The sequence below is a fragment of the Streptococcus sp. F2 genome, from assembly GCF_056500955.1.
In genome coordinates this window covers 64,777-86,357 of record NZ_JBWKAI010000004.1, presented here as the reverse complement: position 1 = coordinate 86,357, position 21,581 = coordinate 64,777, and the positions used below count along the sequence as shown (strand labels likewise).

The window sequence follows — 21,581 nt, the reverse complement described above, 5'->3', positions numbered from 1 at the left end:
TCTGCTTACATACGCTCATAAATGGCATCATATTCACCCATCAGAGCTTGGCTTGGAGACTGTTGTGACAGAGAAAATCCGAGTTGTCTCAAGGTCAATTGTAAACGTTCAGTAACGTCACCTACTGTAAATGGCGTCCCTAGGAGTTCTGAGAGGTTAGCCATACATTCTGGATCAATATCTGGGTAATGAACCTTTGTTGGTTTTCCTTGTTTACCAGTGTCATAAAATGTTTTGATTAATTCTCCACGAGCTGATTGGTCACCACAAACACTTAGGTAAATGGAAACGACTATACCGTTTTTAATCCGACGCTGAGCAATACCTGCAAATTTACGGCCTGCAATACTCAAATCATAATTACCAGGGCAATAAGACCTTTCAATCTCCACATAGTCAATCGCCTGATAATAATCTGAAAAGGTTGCCCTAATAAGATCAACCATCATCAAATAGGCAGTTGCAATGCTAATCCGTTCTGAAAATTGATCTGGAATAACGAGTGAAAAATTTAAAATCCCTTCATCTGCCACAACAGCTAGACCGCCAATATTGCGTACAACCGGAAGATAACCTTTTTCTTGAAGTGCTAGCTTCGCCAGTTCTATATAAGGCAGCTGTCGATCTAACATGCCTAAAATAACTGTTTTTGCCATGGGCCAAATATGCAAAATAAGTTGCTGGGGATGTCGATTAATCTCCCTTAAAAACACTTCTGTCCACGCAAAAGGTCGTAAAGCATCCTTTGCTTCAATCATTCCCTCATCGTATATAGAGACAGGCAAGTGCTTTAAATCTCTGATGTCTATCACAATTTTTCCTTTCTTAGCTGAAACCGCTTCCCCTATTTTAACGCAAAATACATTATTTTACCACTATTGAATCTTCCTTTTCCTTATTTTTCTCTTATTTTCATGTTTTTTCAAATCCCAACCAATGTAACCGTTTAGTTGAGTATTTAGATAACGAGATACTTTCCTAAAGCAACAGTAACTTTCGTTTACTATTAAGGGCTTTTCTGATAAAATATGGCTATGAAATTATTAATCACATCAGGCGGTACAACCGAGCCAATTGATGCCGTCAGAGGTATCACCAATCATTCAACCGGGCAGCTTGGCAAATTAGTAGCTGAAACATTTTTAAAACATCAGCATGAGGTGACGTTGGTGACAACTAAGGCAGCTGTCAAACCAGCAACTTCTGATAAGCTAACCCTCATTGAAATCAAGACAGTTAAAGACTTGATGACTGTTTTAGAAGAGCAAGTTCCCCATCATGATCTCCTTATCCATAGCATGGCTGTTTCCGACTACACCCCTGTCTATATGACAGATCTCGAAGAGGTGGCTCAAGCAGAGAATCTTGATAGTTTTTTAACGTATCAAAATGGAGAACAAAAAATCTTATCACACTCTGAACATCAGGTTCTCTTTTTGAAAAAAACACCTAAAGTTATTGCTTATGTCAAAAAATGGAATCCTCAGATAAAATTGATTGGTTTTAAATTATTGGTCAATGTGTCCGAGGAGGAATTGGTTAAGGTGGCTCGTGAAAGCCTCCGTAAAAATAAGGCCGATTATATCCTAGCTAACGATTTAGCCAACATTCAACCTGGCCAACATAAGGCGCTCCTTGTTTCAGAGAAGGAAGTGGTTGCTGCTAATACCAAAGAAGCCATTGCAAGTTTATTATATGAAAGGGTTGTTGGAAATGACTAAACACATTACTTTAGCAGTCTCTGGTAGTATTTCTGCCTATAAGGCCGCAGACTTAACGAGTCAATTGGTGAAAAAAGGGCATGAGGTTACCATTTTAATGACAGAAGCCGCTACTGCTTTTATCACGCCTTTAACACTGCAAGTATTATCCAAAAATCCTGTTCATCTAGATGTGATGGCAGAAAATGACGTTAAGATTGTCAACCATATTGAATTGGCCAAACAAACCGACCTATTTATCCTTGCACCAGCTAGTGCCAATACCTTAGCTCATCTTTCTTATGGATTTGCAGATAATATTGTCACCAGTGTCGCCCTTGCGTTACCAGTGACAACCCCTAAGTTAATAGCTCCAGCCATGAACACTAAAATGTACCAAAATCCGATTACCCAAGACAATATAAAACGCTTGTCTCAATTAGGTTTTACTGAAATCCCTCCTAAGACAAGCCTACTAGCTTGTGGGGATACTGGTCCTGGTGCTTTAGCTGATCTTGATGTCATTTTAGAAGCTATCGAAAAGACGTTAAAATCCTAATCTGTTTGCCCTTGTCACCTAGTTCAAAATTAGGTATTATAATATAAAAACTTATTGGAGAATGAAATGAATCGCCATAAATCATCAGATATTTCCCGAGTGGCTATCTTTTTTGCCATCATGTTAGTCATCCATTTTATCAGTAGTCTGGTATTCAACCTTTGGCCAGTACCAATCAAGCCAACATTAGTTCACATTCCAGTTATTGTCGCCTCTATTATGTATGGTCCGCGTATCGGTACCCTTTTAGGGGGCTTGATGGGAGTAATCAGTGTTGTAACCAATACTGTGGTTCTTCTACCTACTAATTATCTCTTTTCACCTTTTGTGGATCAAGGAAATCTAGCTTCTCTCATGATTGCTATGGTACCTCGCTTGTTGATTGGTATCACTCCTTATTACTGCTACAAGTTTATTCACAATAAATTTGGTTTAGTCCTTTCTGGACTTGTGGGTTCATTGACCAATACTGTTTTTGTCTTATCGGGTATTTTCGTCTTCTTCTCAACTGTTTTTGGTGGTAATATCAAAGCTTTACTGGCAACGATTGTCTCAACAAATGCTATTGTTGAAATGATTATTTCAGCACTCGTTACCTTCACTCTTATCCCAACCTTATCGAAGTTAAATCGTAAAATGTCATAAACTAGTCACATGTCCTCCTGCGCAAGAGGGCATGTTTTTAAAATCCTATTGATTATCTGAAAAATTGAAAAGAAGCTTGCAAACCCCTGCAAAAAATTAGTGATTTTTTCCTTTCAACGTGATATAATGAAAGCGGTTAAAAATATATAAGGAGACACCTATGACTTATACAGAAAATTATCAAAAATGGCTTGATGTTCCTGATCTGCCAACTTATCTAAAAGATGAATTACTCCATATGGATGAAAAAACCAAAGAAGATGCTTTTTACACAAACCTTGAATTTGGAACAGCTGGTATGCGTGGTTATATTGGCGCTGGGACAAATCGTATTAATATCTATGTGGTTCGTCAAGCTACAGAAGGCCTTGCCAAATTAGTTGAATCAAAAGGCGAAACGGCCAAAAAAGCTGGGGTTGCTATTGCCTATGACTCACGACATTTTTCACCAGAATTCGCTTTCGAATCTGCCCAAGTATTAGCGGCCCATGGCATTAAATCTTATGTTTTTGAAAGCCTACGCCCTACTCCTGAGCTGTCTTTTGCTGTTCGTCATCTCGGAGCATTTGCTGGTATTATGGTAACTGCCAGTCATAACCCTGCTCCTTTTAATGGTTATAAAGTTTATGGTTCTGATGGTGGGCAAATGCCTCCAGCTGATGCTGATGCTTTAACTGACTATATTCGTGCGATTGATAATCCATTTGCTATAGCCCTTGCTGACTTAGAAGAAGCTAAATCAACTGGTCTTATTGAAGTAATTGGTGAAGCTCTCGATACTGCCTACCTTGAAGAGGTTAAAAGCGTTAATATCAATCAAGATTTGATTGACCAACACGGTCGCGATATGAAAATTGTCTACACACCCCTTCATGGTACTGGAGAAATGCTAGCACGTCGAGCTTTAGCACAAGCTGGTTTCGAATCTGTTCAAGTTGTCGAAGCTCAAGCAAAACCAGACCCAGACTTCTCAACAGTTGCATCACCAAACCCTGAAAGTCAAGCTTCCTTTGCCTTAGCTGAAGAACTAGGGCGTCAAGTCGATGCTGATGTATTAGTGGCGACTGACCCTGATGCTGACCGTCTCGGTGTTGAAATTCGTCAAGCTGATGGCAGTTATTGGAACCTTTCTGGTAACCAAATCGGTGCTCTTATCGCCAAATACATTTTAGAAGCTCACAAACAAGCTGGGACTCTCCCAGAGAATGCTGCATTAGCAAAATCAATAGTATCAACTGAATTAGTAACCAAAATTGCGGAAAGCTATGGTGCAACCATGTTTAACGTGTTAACAGGTTTCAAATTCATCGCTGAGAAAATCCAAGAATTTGAGGAAAAACATAACCATACCTACATGTTTGGTTTTGAAGAAAGCTTTGGTTACCTTATTAAACCGTTTGTTCGTGACAAAGATGCTATTCAAGCTGTTCTCCTCGTTGCTGAAATTGCAGCTTATTATCGTTCCCGCGGCCTAACTTTAGCTGACGGTATCGATGAAATCTTTAAAGAGTATGGTTACTTTGCCGAAAAAACCATTTCAGTTACCCTATCAGGTGTCGATGGTGCTGCTGAAATTAAGAAAATCATGGATAAATTCCGTGACAATGCCCCAAGTCAATTTAACCAAACTGATATTGTGTTAACAGAGGATTTCCTTGCACAAACTGCAAGTTCTAAAGATGGCCAGACAACGTTAACAACTCCTCCAAGTAATGTCTTGAAATATACATTAGCAGATGATAGTTGGTTCGCAGTTAGACCATCTGGCACTGAACCAAAAATTAAATTCTATATCGCTACAGTAGGTGATACCCTTAACAGTGCTGAAGAAAAAATTGCTAATATTGAAGCGGAAATCAACGCTTTTGTTGGTCAATAATAAGATAAAAGCTATCAGTAACAACTGATGGCTTTTTGATGTGTTCTTTATGCTTCATTACACCGTTAACAATATTACCATCAAAAAACACCCCTAATGTTAGACATCAAAGTGCTAACATTAGGGGTGCTACTATTAAAACTCATAAAGGGTTTAAATCTAATTCTTTTATTTTGATTTGATGTAATTAATACCATCTGCTTTTGGAGCAACAGCTTGTCCAAAGAAGGCTGCAAGGATAACGATAGTGACAACATATGGTGCAATTTGCAAGTAAACGGTTGGGATTTTTTCCAATACTGGCAATTGTGCTCCAATAACTGCTAAACTTTGCGATAAACCAAAGAAAAGACTAGATAACATGGCGCCAACTGGATTCCATTTACCAAATATCATAGCTGCCAAAGCGATAAATCCAGGACCTAAGATAGTTGTTACGGCAAAGTTAACTGAGATTGACTGAGCATAAACAGCTCCACCTATTCCCCCTAGGAAACCTGAGATCATCACACCATAGTATTTCATCAAATAAACATTAATACCAAGTGTATCTGCTGCCTGTGGGTGCTCACCAACTGAACGTAAGCGTAAACCAAATCTTGTTTTGTAAAGAACAAACCAAGCAAGGAATGAGAAGGCAACTGCAAGATAACCAACTAGACTAGTATTTTTAAAGAAAATATCACCAATCACAGGAATTTGTGATAGACCTGGGAAATCGAATTTCCCAAAAGATTGTTGGATGTTATCTGTTTGTCCCTTACCGTACATCACTTTAACCAAGAAGACCGCAAAGGAAGGCGCTAACAAGTTTAATACTGTACCACTGACAATATGGTCAGCTCTAAAGTTGATGGTTGCTAAAGCATGAATCAAAGAGAAAATCAAACCAACAATACCACCGACTAAAACGGCTATCCAAGGCGTTGCCTTTCCAAACGTTTGAGCAAATTCAAGGTTAAAGACAATTCCTGAGAAGGCTCCCATAACCATGATACCTTCTAAACCGACGTTAACAACACCAGAACGTTCTGAGAAAGTTCCCCCAATACTTGTGAAAATGAGTGGTGTTGCATAAATAAGCATAGATGACACCAATAAGGCAAAAATCGTTACTAAACTCATCTTATTTACCACCTTTCACTAATTTTTTAGGGCGAATAATGTAACGTTCAATGAGGTAATGGGCACCAACAAAGAAGATGATAGAAGCGGTCACTACCTTAACAAGTTCTGGTGGAATACCTGCAATATTCATTCCTGGAGCACCGATATTTAAGACACCAAATAAGAATGAGGAGAAGAAAATACCGATTGGAGAATTTGCTGCAAGCAAGCTTACCGCCATACCATCAAAACCAACTGCTAAAGAAGATCCTTGAACAAAGACATTTTCAAAGGTTCCTAGTCCTTCAACTACTCCTCCAAGACCTGCAAGAGCTCCAGAGATAATCATTGATAAAATAATAGTACGTTTTGATGACATCCCTGCGTATTCTGAGGCATGTGGGTTAAGCCCTACTGAACGAATTTCAAATCCAAGTGTTGTTTTGTTCAACAAGAACCAAATCACTGCAATAGCTACTATGGCAAAGAAAATACCAATATTAATCCGCGAATTGTTTGTTAAAGCAGATAACCAGTGAGTTTGGTAACTTGCATTATCGCTCACCTGAATCGTTGAGTCAATACTTTGTTTGACACTTTCCGGATACCCTTTTTGAATGATAGCATTACCAACATAAAGAATAATATAGTTCATCATAATGGTAACAATAACTTCACTGGTACCAAGGTAAGCTCTCAAAATACCTGGAATAGCACCCGCAATTCCTCCAGCAATCATACCAATCAAAACAGTCATGATAATCATAAGAGGGCGCGGCATATCTGGATTGACTAATGCAAACCATCCGGCAGCAATCCAACCTGCTAAGGCTTGACCTGATAATCCGACGTTGAAGAAACCAGCGCGACTAGCAACAGTAAATCCGAGTGCAATTAGAATCAGTGGGCCCATTGCTCGGAAGATTTCCCCTATATTTTTGATACTACCAAAAGCGATATGGAACAGGCCTTCGTAACCCCAAATTGGGTCGTAGCCAAAGATAAACATGATAATGGCGCCAAGTAAAAATCCTAATAAGACGGAAATCATTGGCACAGCAATTTTTTGTGCATTTTTAGACATGACTTTCCTCCTCATGAATTGAACCACCAGCCATCAAGATACCAAGTTCTTGCTTGTTAGTATCTTGTGGTAATACGATACCTTGAATTTTACCGTCATGAATAACTGCAATACGGTCTGATAAATTCAATATTTCATCAAGTTCAAAACTAACGACGAGAACAGCTTTGCCTTTATCACGTTCTTCGATCAGACGCTTATGGATATATTCAATAGCTCCAACATCTAGCCCACGTGTTGGTTGGCTAACAATCAATAAATCAGGATCGCGGTCTACCTCACGAGCAATGATGGCTTTTTGTTGATTACCACCTGAAAACCCTCGAGCAGGAACCAGTTCATTAGCACCACGAACATCAAATTCACTCATCAAGTTACGGGCGTACTCATTAATTTTATTATAGTTTAAAATACCATTTTTACTTAGCGGTTCTTTGTAGTAGGTTTGCAAGGCTGTATTTTCAGCTAGTGATAAATCCAATACCAAACCATCTCTATGACGGTCTTCTGGGACATGTCCTACTGATAATTCAGTGATTTTTCGAGAAGTCAAATGTGTTACTTCTTGATTTTTAATCATGATGCTTCCTGACTTTACCTTACGAAGACCAGTGATAGCCTGAATTAATTCTGATTGACCATTACCATCAATACCTGCAATACCAACGATTTCACCTGCCCTTACATCCAAAGACAAGCCTTTAACTGCTGGAACCCCACGGTTTTCATCTACTTCTAGATTTTTAATAGACAAAACAATGTCCTTAGGTTCAGATGGTTTTTTAGTCGTTGTAAATGAAACAGAACGCCCAACCATCATTTCCGCTAAATCTTGTGAAGTCGCACCAGCTACATCAACTGTTTGAATACTCTTACCACGGCGAATAACCGTAACTCGATCCGCAACAGCTCTAATTTCATCTAACTTGTGTGTGATTAAGACAATTGATTTGCCTTCTTTAACCAAATTGCGCATGATGCCCATTAATTCTTGAATCTCAGCTGGCGTTAAAACAGCTGTAGGCTCATCAAAAATCAAGATATCTGCACCACGATACAAGGTTTTTAAAATCTCAACACGTTGTTGAGCTCCAACTGAAATATCAGCAACTTTAGCTGACGGATTGATTGCAAGGCCATATTTTTCAGACAGTTCTTTGATTTCTTTCGATGCTTGTTTAAGATCCAAGCGCCCGTTTTTCACCTTTTCGTTACCTAAAATAATATTTTCTGCAACTGTAAAGGCTTCTACCAACATAAAGTGCTGATGGACCATTCCGATACCAAGTTTAGCGGATTTAGATGGCGAATCAATCAGAACTGGCTTGTCATTAATGACAATTTCTCCACTAGTTGGCTCCAAGAGACCAGCTAGCATATTCATCAAGGTTGATTTACCTGCCCCATTTTCACCCAACAAGGCATGAATCTCACCTTTTCTGACATTCAAATTAATGTGGTCATTTGCAACAAAATCACCAAATTTTTTCGTGATTTCTCTCATTTCAATGACATGCTGTGTCATAGGATAATTTCCTTTCAATTCAATCTTTTATTTCAGTAAAGCTTGTCATTTGTCACAAGCTTTACTGAGATAAAAGTTATCTCAGTCCAAAAAGGGCGACCGACAAAGGTCGCGCTTTTTGTTTTTAAACATTATTTTTCAGGAACTTTAATGTCACCAGATTTAATTTTTGCTTTCGCTTCTTCGATAGCTTTAAGAGCTTCTTTTGAAACATTTGTAGTTGCGATTTCAACACCGCCATCTTTTAAACCGTAGACAGTTGTTTTTCCGCCTGGGAATTTTTTATCTGCTACTTGTTTGTTAATTAATTCAACTGCGTTTCCAACACCTTTTAAAGTAGAAACAAGAACATAATTTGATTTTTTCCCGTCTTTGGAAGTGTATTTACCTTCTTCTTCTTGATCACGATCAACACCAATAACCCAAACTTTATCAGCTTCATCACGCTTTTCATTGATAGTTCTTGCTTCATTAAAGACCCCAGCACCTGTTCCACCCGCTACTTGATAGACAACGTCCGCGCCCGAAGCATACTGTGCAGCAGCGATTGTTTTTCCTTTAGCAGCATCACCAAACGATCCAGCATAGTCAACTTTAATCTGAATTGAATCATCAACAGACTTAACTCCTGCTTCAAATCCCTTTTCAAAACGTTTAACAACCGTTCCTTCCATCCCCCCTACAAATCCGACAGTTTTTGTCTTTGTAGTTTTTGCAGCAGCAATTCCTGCAAGATAGGCTGCTTCATTATCAGCAAACGTAACACTAGCGACATTAGCTTTATTGTCGATAACATCATCAATAATAACAAATTTCACATTATCATTATTAGTAGCTGCTTCTGAAATCGCATCTTTTAAAGCAAAACCGATACCATAGACAACCTGATAGCCACCTGAAATAGCTGTATTAATATTAGTTGTATACTCAGATTCACTTGTAGATTGGAAGTAATCAAAACCAGCACCTTTTTTAAGGCCCATTTCTTTACCCCAAGCTTGTAAACCTTCCCAAGCTGATTGGTTGAATGATTTATCATCAACACCACCAGTATCAGTAACCATTGCAACTTTTAAATCAGTTTTCCCTGCTTCTCCACCTTTAGAAGCACCACGGTTACCACAAGCAGCTAAACTTAGTAAAGCTACTGAAGCTAAACCAAGACCAATAAATTTCTTGTTCATGAATATGAACCCTCCTAAAAAATATTTCTAGCAACCAGGTTGCTGAAAGTAAATATAAAGCCAAGACGGCTAGATAACAAGAATTAAGCCAGATTATGATAAATCTGTAAATGAATAGGGAAGTAAATCACCAACAGTCGTTTCAAGGGTTTGACCGTTTTTGGCAATTAAGGTAACAAGAGAGCTTGGTTCAAAGAACTCCGCCATTACTTGTCGGCAAGCACCGCAAGGAGATACAGGTTCCTGCGTTTCACCATAAATCGCAATTTCTGCCAGTTCTTTATACCCGTCAGAAACAGCTTTAAAAATAGCTGTTCGCTCACCACAATTGGTTAATCCAAAACTAGCATTTTCAATGTTACAACCAGTATAGATTGTACCATCTTTTGTTTTTAAGGCTGCACCAATAGGGAAGTGGGAATAAGGAACATAAGCGTGTTTACTGGCATCAATAGCTAAAGAAACTAAATCAGTAGCCACCATTTGCAACTTCACCTTTCATAATGGTTACGCCAGCAGACGTTCCAATACGAGTAGCACCTGCTTCGATAAATGCCATAGCGTCTTCTAATGAACGCGCACCACCAGCAGCCTTAACGCCGATATCAGGACCGACTGTTTGACGCATCAATTTAACATCTGAGATTGTTGCTCCACCGGTTGAAAATCCTGTGGATGTTTTAACAAAATCAACACCTGCTTTAACAGCCAATTGGCATGCTCTAACTTTCTCTTCATCTGTTAGAAGGCAAGCTTCAATAATGACTTTCACAAGTTTGTCCCCACTTGCTTCAACAACAGCTCGCATATCGTCTTCAACAGCTTGATCATCGCCTTGTTTCAAAAGACCAATATTAATGACCATGTCAATTTCATCAGCGCCATTTGCAATGGCATCTTTTGTTTCAAAAGCTTTAGTTGCTGATGTTGTTGCTCCTAGAGGAAAACCGACAACGGTACAAACTTTAACATCAGAATCTTTTAGTGCTTCTGCAGCATAAGCAACCCAACATGGATTCACACAGACACTAGCAAAATCATAAGTCTTTGCTTCATCAATCAATTGATCAAATTGTGATTGAACGCTATCTGCTTTTAGCAACGTATGATCGATGTATTTATTAATTTTCATTGTGGTAATTCCTCCTTAGGAAATGATTTTAATGATCTCTTTAGGCTCAAATTGTTCTACACCTATTTTAACATTTTTTTCGAATTCTGTAAGCACTTTTTTCGGTAAAACTTCTTGTGAAAAGATGACAGCAATGCGGTCTCCCTTGCTTACAGGGTCACCAATTTTCTTATCAAAAACAATCCCTGATTCATAATCCAATGGGTCAGTTTTTACTGCTCGACCAGCTCCTAATCTCATCGCAAAGAGTCCGAATTCTAGTGCTGGCAATTCTGTGATATAGCCATCTTCATCAGCAAACACTTCTGTTTGAACAGGTGACGCTGACTCTCTATAAAGGTCTTTGAGATCACCACCTTGATAGGTAACCATTTCTTCAAATTTCGCTAAAGCTGTTCCATCAACCAGATTTTTTCTGATGTCTTCTAGTGACTTATCAACACCTGCTAGACGTAACATAATCTGAGCCAGTTCACAAATGAAATGGGTGATGTCCTCACGTCCCTTACCTTGCATGATTTCTAAAGCTTCTAAAACTTCAAGACGGTTCCCGATAGCTCGCCCTAGGGGCTGACTCATATTAGTAATGACAGCAACTGTTTTACGACCAACTTCTTTTCCTAAATCTACCATTAGACGGGAAAGCTTTTCTGCGTCTTCGATGGTCTTCATGAAAGCCCCATCCCCAACAGTAACATCTAAGAGAATGCTATCCGCACCGGCGGCAATTTTTTTACTCATGACTGAGCTTGCTATTAGAGGAATAATATCAACGGTTGCCGTAACATCTCTTAGAGCGTATAACAGTTTATCCGCCTTAACCAGTTTATCGGATTGACCGATAACAGAGATGCCAATGTCTTGCACTTGTTTAATAAAGTCATCTTGGCTACGGTCAATTTGAAAACCTTTAATGGCTTCAAGTTTATCTAGGGTTCCTCCAGTATGACCTAGGCCACGACCGCTCATTTTAGCAACTGGAACATCAAAACTTGCTACAAGCGGAGCTAAAATCAAGGTTACCTTATCGCCCACCCCACCTGTGGAATGCTTATCTGTTTTAATACCAGCAATTGCTGACAGGTCAATCTGTTCTCCAGTCTCAACCATACTCATGGTTAAATCTCGTGTCTCACGGGTTGTCATTCCTTTGAAATAAACTGCCATAGCAAAAGCAGCCATTTGGTAATCTGGGACAGTACCATTAGCATATCCCTTAATTAACCAATTGATTTCCTCTGTAGTCAGTTCCTCTCCATCACGTTTTTTTTGAATTAAATCAACTGTTCTCATGTTTTGTACTCCTTAGAATATAGTAGCCTTTATCTTTTTTGATAATGTCAACATTGCCAAAAACATTTGCCATCTTTTCTTTAGCGCTAGGCGCCCCTTGTTTCTTTTGAATCACAATGGTTAAATCACCCTGATCATCTAAAAAATCAATACTTTTTTCAATGATCTCATGGACAACCTTCTTACCCGCTCGAATAGGAGGGTTACTAATGATATGGTTGAATGATCCCCTAACGTTTTCATAAATGTTAGATTGAAAAATAGTAACGTCAACTTGGTTTTGACGTGCATTTTTTTGAGCCAAATCAATTGCTCGATTATTAATATCAACCAAAGTAGATTCTACTTCTTGAACTTTAGCTAGGCTTATTCCCAAAGGGCCATAACCACAACCTAAGTCTAAAACCCGCTCACCTTTATTAAAATGAAGTGTGTTTAGTAAGACTTGGGTGCCAAAATCAATCATTTTCTTTGAAAAAACACCAGAATCTGTTAAGAAAGTAAACGGAAAACCGAGTAATGTTACATTCAATTCATGAATATCATGAAGGCTATCTGGGTTCTCGTCGTAATACATGTTTGTCATCGTTTTTCCTATCTTTTTAAGATGCTTTTTCATTCTATCACACTTTGAAACGGTTTACAAGACGCCTGTTTTTAAAGGTTTCCAAGGGGATTAATCGGTAAAACCGAACATTAACTGCATGCTTTTTAATTTTCAGAAAAATGCCTAGGGAATGTTCGATATTTTTCTCGAAATACTACACATTTTCACACGAATTCAAACGAAAAATTTTTCATTTTTTTCCTTGAAATGTTATAATGTAAGCACTGTCAAATGATTAGGAGTTAGTATGTCAAACGAATTTATCAACTTTGAAAAGATTTCAAGGGAGTCTTGGAAAATGTTGCACCAAAAAACCAAACCTTTATTGACACAAGAAGAACTAAAAAGTATTACGAGTCTAAATGATAATATTAACATCACAGATGTGGTTGATGTTTATCTCCCTTTGATTAATTTAATTCAGATTTACAAAATTGCTCAAGAGAACCTTTCCTTTTCTAAAAGTCTCTTTCTAAAGAAAGACATTCAATTGAGGCCCTTTATTATTGGAATTTCTGGCTCTGTCGCTGTTGGTAAATCAACAACCAGCCGACTCTTACAATTACTTCTCTCACGTACTCACCCAAATAGTCGTGTCGAACTAGTTACTACTGACGGTTTTTTATACCCTAATCAGGTTTTGATTGAACGAGGGATCCTCAATCGTAAAGGCTTTCCAGAATCCTACAATATGGAACTGCTGTTGAATTTTTTGGATACTATTAAAAGTGGGCAATCAGCTACCATACCACTTTACTCTCATGATATTTATGATATTGTCCCTGATCAGGAACAAACGGTTGACAGTCCTGATTTTCTAATCGTCGAGGGTATAAACGTTTTCCAAAACCAGCAAAATAACCGCTTATATATGAGTGATTATTTTGATTTTTCCATTTATATTGATGCTGATAGCGCCCATATAGAACACTGGTATATTGAACGCTTTCTCAGTATTTTGAACATGGCAAAACAAGATTCTAACAGTTACTATGCCCAATACACCACTCTTCCTCAGGATGAGGCTGTAGCCTTTGCCCGCAATGTTTGGAAAACAGTTAATTTAGAAAATCTTGAAAAATTCATTGAACCGACGCGAAATCGAGCAGAATTGATTTTACATAAAGCCGCTGATCACAAAATTGATGAAATTTACCTCAAAAAGTGATAAAGGGTTGCCAAACGCATATATTTTCTATATAATAATGTAGTTAGATTAATTTGGAGGTGAAAACATTGGCAAATATTAAATCAGCTATTAAACGCGCTGAACTTAACGTTAAAGCAAACGAAAAAAACTCAGCACAAAAATCAGCTATGCGTACTGCTATCAAAGCATTTGAAGCTAACCCATCTGAAGAGCTTTTCCGCGCTGCTTCTTCAAGCATCGACAAAGCCGAATCAAAAGGTTTGATTCACAAAAACAAAGCTAGCCGCGATAAAGCACGTCTTGCTGCAAAACTTGGCTAATAAATATCCAATGAAAACTCCAACAGGAGTTTTTTCTTTTTGTTTTATGAAAAGAAGGCCATTCGACGTCTTCTCCAACTTCTTCAATCGTTAAATAAGTAAAGATTTAATAAAACATAGTAAAAGGGCAACCAGATAGGCTGCCCTTTTATTATGTTTATAGTTTGACTTCAAAGATACTTCCCTTAGGAAGGTTATCCTTAACGCTGATACTTCCTTTGAGTGATATCACAATCTGTTGAGCTAAAGACAAGCCTAAGCCAAAGCCTCCAGTCTGACGGGTTCTAGCTTTATCAACGCGATAAAAACGGTCAAAAATCTTTTTCTTTTCCTCATCTTTAATTCCTGGACCGTTATCAATGACTGAAATCAAGAGATTTTTCTCTGTTGTCTTGACCTTAATGTCAACAACGCCTTCTTTATCCGTGTATTTGATTGCATTATCAAATAAAATCGTCATCAATTGTTTCAAAAGAGCCTTGTCCATTCTCAAGATGCGGTTAACTTGATTTTCGAAAAGAAATACCTTGCCATTTTCTTCAGCAACTAGCTGATAATTCTCAAAAATAGCATCAAAAAAGGTAGCGTCTAAGTCAGTCCACTGAGGGTTGATCCCGTCATCTCGTCTTGCTAAATTTAAGAGATTAGTTGTTAAAATACGCATATTTCGAACTTCATCTAGACTCGAAGCCAAATGTTCACTATTTTCCAATATGGTTTCATTAGGCTTCCGGAAAAGGGACTCTAAGCGATTTTGCAAAACAGCCAATGGGGTTCTTAATTCATGACTAGCATTTTCCACAAACATTTTTTGTTTTTCATAACTTTCCAAAATCGGCTTTCGACTCCACTTGGACAAATAAATACTTGCCAAAATAGAAATTAACCAGAAGATAATCATCACAATGATAATAATTTGTTCGTAGCGTTCGTTGGCACTGTCCAACTGCTCGACGTTGACAACTGCCATCATATATGCCACAGCTGGGTAATTTCTAATATGAACCCTTACTGTTATGGTATGATACTTCTCCTCTTGACCGTAAAAATTCATCAGGCTAGTGGTAACAATCGTCCCTAATTGTCGCTTGTCTAAATGAAAATTTTGATAATTGGAGAAAGCATCAAAGGAATTCAAAATTGTGCCATTGGCACTAAATAGGATAATATCTGTGTTTGCCGCCGGTGTTCCTACTAGCTTTGAATTATCTGAATCAGGCAAAGGTTTAATGACATTATTTTCTGCATCAAAGTAAAAAGAGGATATTCTAGCCATAGTACGATTAGCATAACTGCTTGCATTATTACTAACAGAAATCAGACTACTATCGACAGAAGAATACACACCAAATCGCATAATCTGCAAAATAATGATGGTCATCACAACAAAAATACCTGTAAAAACCGCAAAAAAATGAAAAAAATGGGTGTATTGGTCAGAGAAGACTTCTTTTTTTAATTTATTCATGGCTTTTTAGAATATACCCCACGCTTCTCAATGTCTGCAGTTTGTCCACAAAATCTGTACCTTTCAGTTTTTTTCTAATTTTAGAAACGTAAACTTCAACTACTGAAATGGTCGTATCGCTATCAAAACCCCATAAGCGATCAAAAATTTGTGTTTTAGGTAAAATAACATTCTGATTTTGTAAAAGGTAGACCAACAAATCAAACTCTTTACCTAATAGTTCTATCGACTGGCCATCCACTTGAACTTCTTTTTGTCCTAAATCCACTACGACATTCCCAAAGGCTAGATTTTTATCCGTGAATTTCCCCGTACGTTTTAACAGGGCTTGAATTCGCATCTTGAGTTCCTCCAGGTAAAAAGGCTTAGTGAGGTAATCATCTGCTCCTAATTCAAAGCCATGTCCCTTATCATCTAGGCTTTCTTTGGCTGTCATAATCAACACAGGAATTTTAATATCTTTTTCTCGCAATTCTTTCAAGACTTGGAAGCCATTTTTTTCTGGCAACATAAGGTCAAGTAAAATCAAATCGTAAATGCCACTTTCGGCTTCATATAAGCCTTCATCGCCATCAAAAACTTGTGTGACATCAGCAAAATCATCCAAAAAATCGAAAATGGAATTGGATAAACTTAAGTCATCTTCTACTAATAATAGTTTGATCATGTTTCTACCTCTTATCAACGTCACTAAAGCAGCTAAGACAATCGTTTATGACGTTCTTACTTTATTTCATTTCTATTGAGACTATATCATAGAAAGCTTAACCTTTACTAAACGTTGACACTATTTTTCTATTCTAATTAAAGATATGACGATTAGATTAAGGGAAAAGAGCTGGATAAGGCTCTCCAACTCTTTTTATGGTTTTAATAATGACTGAGAGCTTCTATAACAGCTGCTTTTTCTTTAGCAATAAGAGCAACGCGTGCTTCAATCTCGTTAATTCCCATCGCAATATTACGACTAATAGCCATATCCTCTAGTTGAGGCTCAAAAAAGGCTTTAAATTCATCTAAACGCTCTTGGGTTTTAAAATTACCTGCAGGGTAAATGACAAATTTATCAAAACTCATGTCTCCACCAAGGGCGGCTTTGATCCAGTTCCAGTTCTCTCTCGCCCATTCCCAGATGGTTTCTTGAGTGAAAGATTGTCCCAGCAGTGCATTGTACCAGAATGATAAGTCTTGAGGTTTGATAATATCTTTGTCTTTCAAGCTCACCAAGATACGTTTTAAGGTTGATGACTGACTGGTTTTACTTAAAGCAACCGTCAAGTCATTACGTAAGTTGTTATCAGTTGTCACTACGTAAGTGTCGAAGTAAGTATCCACTAACTGTTCAGTCTCGAAATGTTTCATCTGATTAGCTAGAACCAAGCGGCGAACAGCAGCTGGGATGCTTGAAAGATTATCAGTATGTGCTTCAAAAATAGCTTTAGCACCATCAATAACAGCTTGATTATCTGCTGACCATAACTGGCCTAACGCAACTTGACGCGCCATTTCATCTTGGTCTGATTCGTCTACTTTTTTCTCAAAACCATGCTGGTAAAAATCTTCCTGATAAATAGACGTTACAAGACGGTTAAAGGATTTCTCAGCCAAACTTCCTTCATCCACAAAGCGTTTCAATCCAGTGACAACTTGTTGCACAGCTTCAGCTACCATGTAAGACTTAGGAGTATCTAATTGGGCAACCAAGTCTACCAATTCTGCGTAAGAAATCAAGCCACTATCAGCCAATAATCGGCGCTCTTGAATAACTTGAAGAGCAGAGGTATTGTCTAGGTGGGACAAATCAGTTACTAAGGCATCTAATAATGACCCTTGGTAGTCCGTGATATAATGAGCAGTATTTTCTGTATTGAACCTTAGTGCTCCTTGGTTTTCAGCTGCTAATTGACTAAAGTTTGGAATGATAACTTCAGCTTCTGTTAGAGTTTCAGGGAGGCCTTTCCAATTGCTGTTGAGTGGAATCGGCCAGAGGCGACCTTGATCTTTCCCTTCACCAATAAAGAATTGTTTTTGGCTCAGAATCAGTTGGTCATTATCAAGACGAGCGGTTAACACAGGATAGCCTGGTTGTTCTAGCCAAGCGTCCATAAAGGCAGCTACATCTTTTCCTGAAGCGTCCGACAAGGCATCCCACAGGTCACGTCCAACGGTATTACGGTACTGATGCTTGTCAAAATAGTGTTGTAAGCCCGCGGCAAAATCACGATCCCCAATCCATCGACGTAACATGTGCATGAGACGGCTACCTTTGGCGTAAACAATAGCAGGATCAAACAAGGTATTAATCTCGTCTGGATGATTGACACCTACATGGACAGATTGCACACCATCAGTGGCATCGCGTTTCAAAGCTAATGGAACGCCTCCTGTTTGAAAATCTTCAAATATGTTCCAAGATGGCTCAATAGCGTCAATAGCCACATATTCCATCATATTGGCAAAACTTTCATTCAGCCAAAGGTCATCCCACCACTTCATGGTAACTAAATTACCAAACCATTGGTGAGCAATCTCATGTGCGACAACAAGGGCCACCTGTTGTCTACTCTGAGCTGTAGCGTTATCATCAACGAGCAAATAAATCTCGCGGTAAGTGATCAAGCCCCAGTTTTCCATGGCACCAGATGAGAAATCTGGAAGGGCAATATTAAGTGATTGCGGAATAGGATAATGAACACCAAAATAATCTTCATAAAAATCAATAGCACGTACAGCAATGTCTAATGAAAAATCAAGAGAACTAAGGGGATGAGCTGTAGTGGCATAGGCACCTACAATAGTTCCTCTTTTACTCTTTACAGTCTTTCCATGAAGATTCCCTAGAGCAAAGGCTAGCAAGTAAGATGACATTCTCGGAGTGGTATCAAATGTCCAAAGGCCAGTTTCCTCACGGCGATCGACATTGATTTCTGGCATGTTAGATAAGGCGATGTCACCAGCTACTTGATCAAAGGTCAAACTTAAGTCAAAGGTCGCTTTTGCATGTGGTTCATCAATACATGGGAAGGCTTCACGTGCAAAGTGACTTTCAAACTGAGTTGAAATCACTTCTTTTTTCACACCATCTTTAGTGTAATATGACGGGTAAATCCCTGTCATATTATCTGTGATATGACCTGAAAACTCAATAACAAGTGTCATCATTCCCGTCTCTGGCAATTCAACACGAACAACTTCATTGTCGTTATCTACTTGATAAACAATAGCTTCGTTATCGAGTAAAATAGACTTGATATCTAAATCTTTTTGGTGGAAAGCCACATGATTATCTAAAGCTTCACCATTAATCGCAACATTCCCTGTAAATGTTTTTGTCTGACGGTTGATATCTAAAAAGATATTATAGTTTTCAGGGACAAATGTCTCGATGAGATGTTCTACTGTCTTCATATAACTCCTTAATTCTAATAACAAGGAATAGTAGGCTAAGAGATGATATCAAATATCACCTTTGTCTTCTTTCCTTGTTAGCCCAGCAAAATCACGATTGGCAAAAGCCAGTTTATCTTGTTGGTTCTATTTAACTTGCCTATTTCGTATAAAATTAGGGACTGGCAAGTTTTTCCCAGTCCCATTATAGCATATTTTCTTATAATTCAATAATTTTTCCAGTTTTGAGGTAAACAATCCACTCACAAATATTACGAGCATAGTCCCCGATACGTTCCAAATACATTAAAACTTGGAAGTACTCTTTACCTGCAAAAACAGTGTCTGGAGATTTACGGATTTCCTCTACTGCCAAAGCCTGGATTTCACGGAAATAGTTATCAATTACTTCATCAGAAGCTGCAATTTCATAAGCCTTAGCATCGTCCGCATTGATGTAGGCGTTCAAGGCTTCTTCAACCATGTGTTTAACGGCTTTACCCATCAGATTGATTTGTTCTTCAACCACTGGGATACGCTCTTCACCCTTCATACGAATGGTGGCCTTAGCAATCGATGAAGCATGATCTCCCATACGTTCAATATCACTTGAGGCTTTCAAAACAGTGATGACGGTTCTAAGGTCATTTGAAACGGGTTGTTGTAAAGCGATGATTTCAAGCGACTTCTTTTCCAACTTGGTTTCAAATTCATTGATGGTATCATCCTCTTCGATAACTTCCTTGGCCAATTCACGATCATGGCTTACAAAAGCACGTACCGTTTTATTGATTTGGGCCAATACTTCTGTCCCCATCGAGTAAAATTGATTGTGTAACTTGTCTAATTCTTCTTCAAATTTCGTTCTTAACATCGGTTTAACTTTCTATGATTTCTTGATCATTGCTATAGGGCTAACTGGTGTTGGACACAACCATCTACTAGTGATGATTAGCCAAATTTACCAGAGATGTAATCTTCAGTTTCTTTACGTTTAGGGTTCATGAACATAGCTTTTGTAGGGCCAAATTCTAGTAAATCTCCTTCTAAGAAGAAACCTGTCCGGTCTGATAAACGTGATGCCTGTTGCATGGAGCGGGTAACGATAACCATGGTATAATCTTTTTTCAAAGAGAAAAGAGTTTCTTCGATTTTACCAGCTGAAATTGGATCGAGAGCCGAGGTAGGTTCATCTAAAAGAATGATTTTAGGACTTGTTGCAAGCACCCTCGCAACACAGACACGCTGTTGCTGACCTCCTGAGAGGCCGACCGCAGAATCGTGTAGACGGTCTTTTACTTCATCCCAAATCGAAGCCCCTTTGAGAGAACTTTCAACGGCATGGTCTAAAATTGCCTTGTCCTTAACACCTTTTAAGCGCAATCCATAAACAACATTTTCATAAATAGACATTGGGAATGGATTCGGCTGTTGAAAAACCATTCCAATTTCTTTTCGTAAATCGACAGTATCTGTTCTTGGACTATAAATATTGTGACCATTATAAACGATTGACCCAGTAATCGTCACTTCGGGGTTCAAATCATTCATACGATTGATAGACCTCAAGAGAGTAGATTTCCCAGATCCAGAAGGTCCAATTAAAGCTGTTATTTCATTTGGATAAAAATCCAAAGAGACATCTTTTAATGTTTTCTTTTGGTTATAGTAAACAGAAAGGTCTCTGATTTGTAAAATAGGTTCTGTCATCATGTCCCCTTTCTAACCAAAGTGCCCGGAAACATAGTCGTTTGTTGACTGACATTTCGCATTTTGGAAAATATTACGTGTCTTATCGTATTCAATGAGGTCGCCCAAATAGAAGAAGGCAGTGTAGTCACTAGCGCGAGCAGCTTGCTGCATGTTATGTGTCACAATAATAATGGTGTAATTTTTCTTCAATTCAAACATGGTTTCTTCCAGTTGCATCGTTGCAATTGGATCCAAGGCTGAGGCTGGTTCATCCATTAAAAGAATATCAGGTTTCACAGAGATAGCTCTCGCAATACATAAGCGTTGTTGTTGCCCACCTGACAAGGTAAAGGCTGATTTATGAAGATCATCTTTCACTTGGTCCCAAAGTGCAGCTTGTTTCAGTGAAGTCTCAACAATTTCATCCAAAACTTTCTTGTCTTTAACACCAGCTCTTTCGTGGGCAAAGGTAATGTTTTTATAAATGGATTTTGCAAAAGGATTAGGTCTTTGGAAAACCATTCCCAAATGCTTCCGAATTTCGTAGACATTCATGTCTTGACGGTTAACATCAATCCCTTGATAAAGGATTTCACCTGTAACCTTGGCAATATCAATGGTATCATTCATACGGTTAAGACTGCGAAGATAAGTTGATTTGCCACATCCAGACGGACCAATCAAGGCGGTAATTTTATTTTTTTCAAACTGCATATCAATCCCTTTGATAGCTTCCTTCGCACCATAGTAGACATGTAAATCCTTGGTAGCTAGAGCAATCGTTTCTTCAGGGAATGTGATGATATGACGTTCATTCCAATTATATTCTGTCATGATTTCTCCAATATC

Annotated in this window: 21 protein-coding genes; 6 read left to right on the top strand and 15 right to left on the bottom strand. The window is 38.4% G+C overall.

All coding sequences use genetic code 11. From position 1 onward, the window contains the following. Positions 1 to 5 precede the first annotated feature (5 nt). Positions 6 to 812: a lipoate--protein ligase family protein gene (locus tag ACYTR8_RS02630; RefSeq protein ID WP_111716485.1), complete on the bottom strand. Its 807-nt coding sequence runs from the start codon at positions 810 to 812 to the stop codon at positions 6 to 8. A gap of 222 nt (positions 813 to 1,034) precedes the next feature. Here ACYTR8_RS02630 and ACYTR8_RS02625 point away from each other — a divergent pair, with 222 nt between their 5' ends. The 4 genes from ACYTR8_RS02625 to ACYTR8_RS02610 all read left to right on the top strand — a co-directional run bounded on the left by ACYTR8_RS02625 (position 1,035) and on the right by ACYTR8_RS02610 (position 4,783). Further along, the gene (locus tag ACYTR8_RS02625) at positions 1,035 to 1,721 is read left to right on the top strand and encodes a phosphopantothenate--cysteine ligase (RefSeq protein WP_281429732.1); all 687 of its coding nucleotides are present in this window, start codon (positions 1,035 to 1,037) and stop codon (positions 1,719 to 1,721) included. After that, complete coding sequence (coaC, locus tag ACYTR8_RS02620) at positions 1,714 to 2,259, top strand: phosphopantothenoylcysteine decarboxylase (RefSeq protein ID WP_111716490.1); 546 nt, start codon at positions 1,714 to 1,716, stop codon at positions 2,257 to 2,259. Before ACYTR8_RS02625 ends, coaC begins: the two co-directional genes overlap by 8 nt. Before the next feature lie 66 nt (positions 2,260 to 2,325). Beyond that, positions 2,326 to 2,904 (top strand): ECF transporter S component, encoded by a 579-nt coding sequence (locus tag ACYTR8_RS02615; protein WP_269760037.1) that lies wholly within the window; start codon positions 2,326 to 2,328, stop codon positions 2,902 to 2,904. Positions 2,905 to 3,064: 160 nt separating this feature from the next. Beyond that, on the top strand, positions 3,065 to 4,783 hold the full coding sequence (locus ACYTR8_RS02610; protein ID WP_111716495.1) for a phospho-sugar mutase: 1,719 nt from the start codon (positions 3,065 to 3,067) through the stop codon (positions 4,781 to 4,783). A gap of 168 nt (positions 4,784 to 4,951) precedes the next feature. Here ACYTR8_RS02610 and ACYTR8_RS02605 read toward each other — a convergent pair whose 3' ends face one another. From ACYTR8_RS02605 to ACYTR8_RS02570, 8 genes are all read right to left on the bottom strand, one after another. After that, positions 4,952 to 5,908: an ABC transporter permease gene (locus ACYTR8_RS02605; protein ID WP_111716497.1), complete on the bottom strand. Its 957-nt coding sequence runs from the start codon at positions 5,906 to 5,908 to the stop codon at positions 4,952 to 4,954. A gap of 1 nt (position 5,909) precedes the next feature. Further along, positions 5,910 to 6,974 (bottom strand): ABC transporter permease, encoded by a 1,065-nt coding sequence (locus ACYTR8_RS02600; RefSeq protein WP_479641619.1) that lies wholly within the window; start codon positions 6,972 to 6,974, stop codon positions 5,910 to 5,912. Next, positions 6,967 to 8,499 carry an ABC transporter ATP-binding protein gene (locus ACYTR8_RS02595; RefSeq protein ID WP_003058849.1) on the bottom strand — a complete coding sequence of 511 codons (1,533 nt, stop codon included), beginning with the start codon at positions 8,497 to 8,499 and terminating at the stop codon, positions 6,967 to 6,969. The genes ACYTR8_RS02600 and ACYTR8_RS02595 overlap by 8 nt, the downstream gene beginning before the upstream one ends. A gap of 131 nt (positions 8,500 to 8,630) precedes the next feature. Then, positions 8,631 to 9,683, bottom strand: a complete 1,053-nt coding sequence (locus ACYTR8_RS02590; protein ID WP_111716500.1) for a BMP family lipoprotein — start codon at positions 9,681 to 9,683, stop codon at positions 8,631 to 8,633. A 93-nt stretch (positions 9,684 to 9,776) separates the two neighbouring features. Further along, positions 9,777 to 10,166: a cytidine deaminase gene (locus ACYTR8_RS02585; protein WP_269760034.1), complete on the bottom strand. Its 390-nt coding sequence runs from the start codon at positions 10,164 to 10,166 to the stop codon at positions 9,777 to 9,779. Beyond that, positions 10,153 to 10,815, bottom strand: coding sequence for a deoxyribose-phosphate aldolase (gene deoC / locus ACYTR8_RS02580; RefSeq protein WP_003058850.1), 663 nt, complete (start codon positions 10,813 to 10,815; stop codon positions 10,153 to 10,155). The genes ACYTR8_RS02585 and deoC overlap by 14 nt, the downstream gene beginning before the upstream one ends. A gap of 15 nt (positions 10,816 to 10,830) precedes the next feature. Then, positions 10,831 to 12,108, bottom strand: a complete 1,278-nt coding sequence (locus ACYTR8_RS02575) for a pyrimidine-nucleoside phosphorylase (RefSeq protein ID WP_111716503.1) — start codon at positions 12,106 to 12,108, stop codon at positions 10,831 to 10,833. Then, positions 12,095 to 12,694, bottom strand: a complete 600-nt coding sequence (locus ACYTR8_RS02570) for a class I SAM-dependent methyltransferase (protein ID WP_479641618.1) — start codon at positions 12,692 to 12,694, stop codon at positions 12,095 to 12,097. The genes ACYTR8_RS02575 and ACYTR8_RS02570 overlap by 14 nt, the downstream gene beginning before the upstream one ends. 268 nt (positions 12,695 to 12,962) lie before the next feature. Here ACYTR8_RS02570 and coaA point away from each other — a divergent pair, with 268 nt between their 5' ends. Together coaA and rpsT are read left to right on the top strand one after the other, a co-directional pair. Then, complete coding sequence (coaA, locus tag ACYTR8_RS02565) at positions 12,963 to 13,883, top strand: type I pantothenate kinase (RefSeq protein ID WP_111716505.1); 921 nt, start codon at positions 12,963 to 12,965, stop codon at positions 13,881 to 13,883. 53 nt (positions 13,884 to 13,936) lie between these two features. Continuing rightward, positions 13,937 to 14,185 (top strand): 30S ribosomal protein S20, encoded by a 249-nt coding sequence (gene rpsT / locus ACYTR8_RS02560; RefSeq protein WP_009881183.1) that lies wholly within the window; start codon positions 13,937 to 13,939, stop codon positions 14,183 to 14,185. Positions 14,186 to 14,342: 157 nt separating this feature from the next. Here rpsT and ACYTR8_RS02555 read toward each other — a convergent pair whose 3' ends face one another. The 6 genes from ACYTR8_RS02555 to pstB (ACYTR8_RS02530) form a co-directional block, all read right to left on the bottom strand. Beyond that, positions 14,343 to 15,653 carry a sensor histidine kinase gene (locus tag ACYTR8_RS02555; RefSeq protein ID WP_143927516.1) on the bottom strand — a complete coding sequence of 437 codons (1,311 nt, stop codon included), beginning with the start codon at positions 15,651 to 15,653 and terminating at the stop codon, positions 14,343 to 14,345. Further along, positions 15,646 to 16,320: a response regulator transcription factor gene (locus ACYTR8_RS02550; RefSeq protein WP_111716510.1), complete on the bottom strand. Its 675-nt coding sequence runs from the start codon at positions 16,318 to 16,320 to the stop codon at positions 15,646 to 15,648. Before ACYTR8_RS02550 ends, ACYTR8_RS02555 begins: the two co-directional genes overlap by 8 nt. Before the next feature lie 203 nt (positions 16,321 to 16,523). Next, positions 16,524 to 19,061 carry a M1 family metallopeptidase gene (locus ACYTR8_RS02545; protein WP_479641617.1) on the bottom strand — a complete coding sequence of 846 codons (2,538 nt, stop codon included), beginning with the start codon at positions 19,059 to 19,061 and terminating at the stop codon, positions 16,524 to 16,526. A gap of 199 nt (positions 19,062 to 19,260) precedes the next feature. Further along, complete coding sequence (gene phoU / locus ACYTR8_RS02540) at positions 19,261 to 19,914, bottom strand: phosphate signaling complex protein PhoU (RefSeq protein ID WP_111716515.1); 654 nt, start codon at positions 19,912 to 19,914, stop codon at positions 19,261 to 19,263. A gap of 77 nt (positions 19,915 to 19,991) precedes the next feature. Continuing rightward, complete coding sequence (gene pstB / locus ACYTR8_RS02535) at positions 19,992 to 20,750, bottom strand: phosphate ABC transporter ATP-binding protein PstB (protein WP_003057749.1); 759 nt, start codon at positions 20,748 to 20,750, stop codon at positions 19,992 to 19,994. 12 nt (positions 20,751 to 20,762) lie between these two features. Beyond that, the gene (pstB, locus tag ACYTR8_RS02530; RefSeq protein WP_003050950.1) at positions 20,763 to 21,566 is read right to left on the bottom strand and encodes a phosphate ABC transporter ATP-binding protein PstB; all 804 of its coding nucleotides are present in this window, start codon (positions 21,564 to 21,566) and stop codon (positions 20,763 to 20,765) included. Positions 21,567 to 21,581 lie beyond the last annotated feature (15 nt).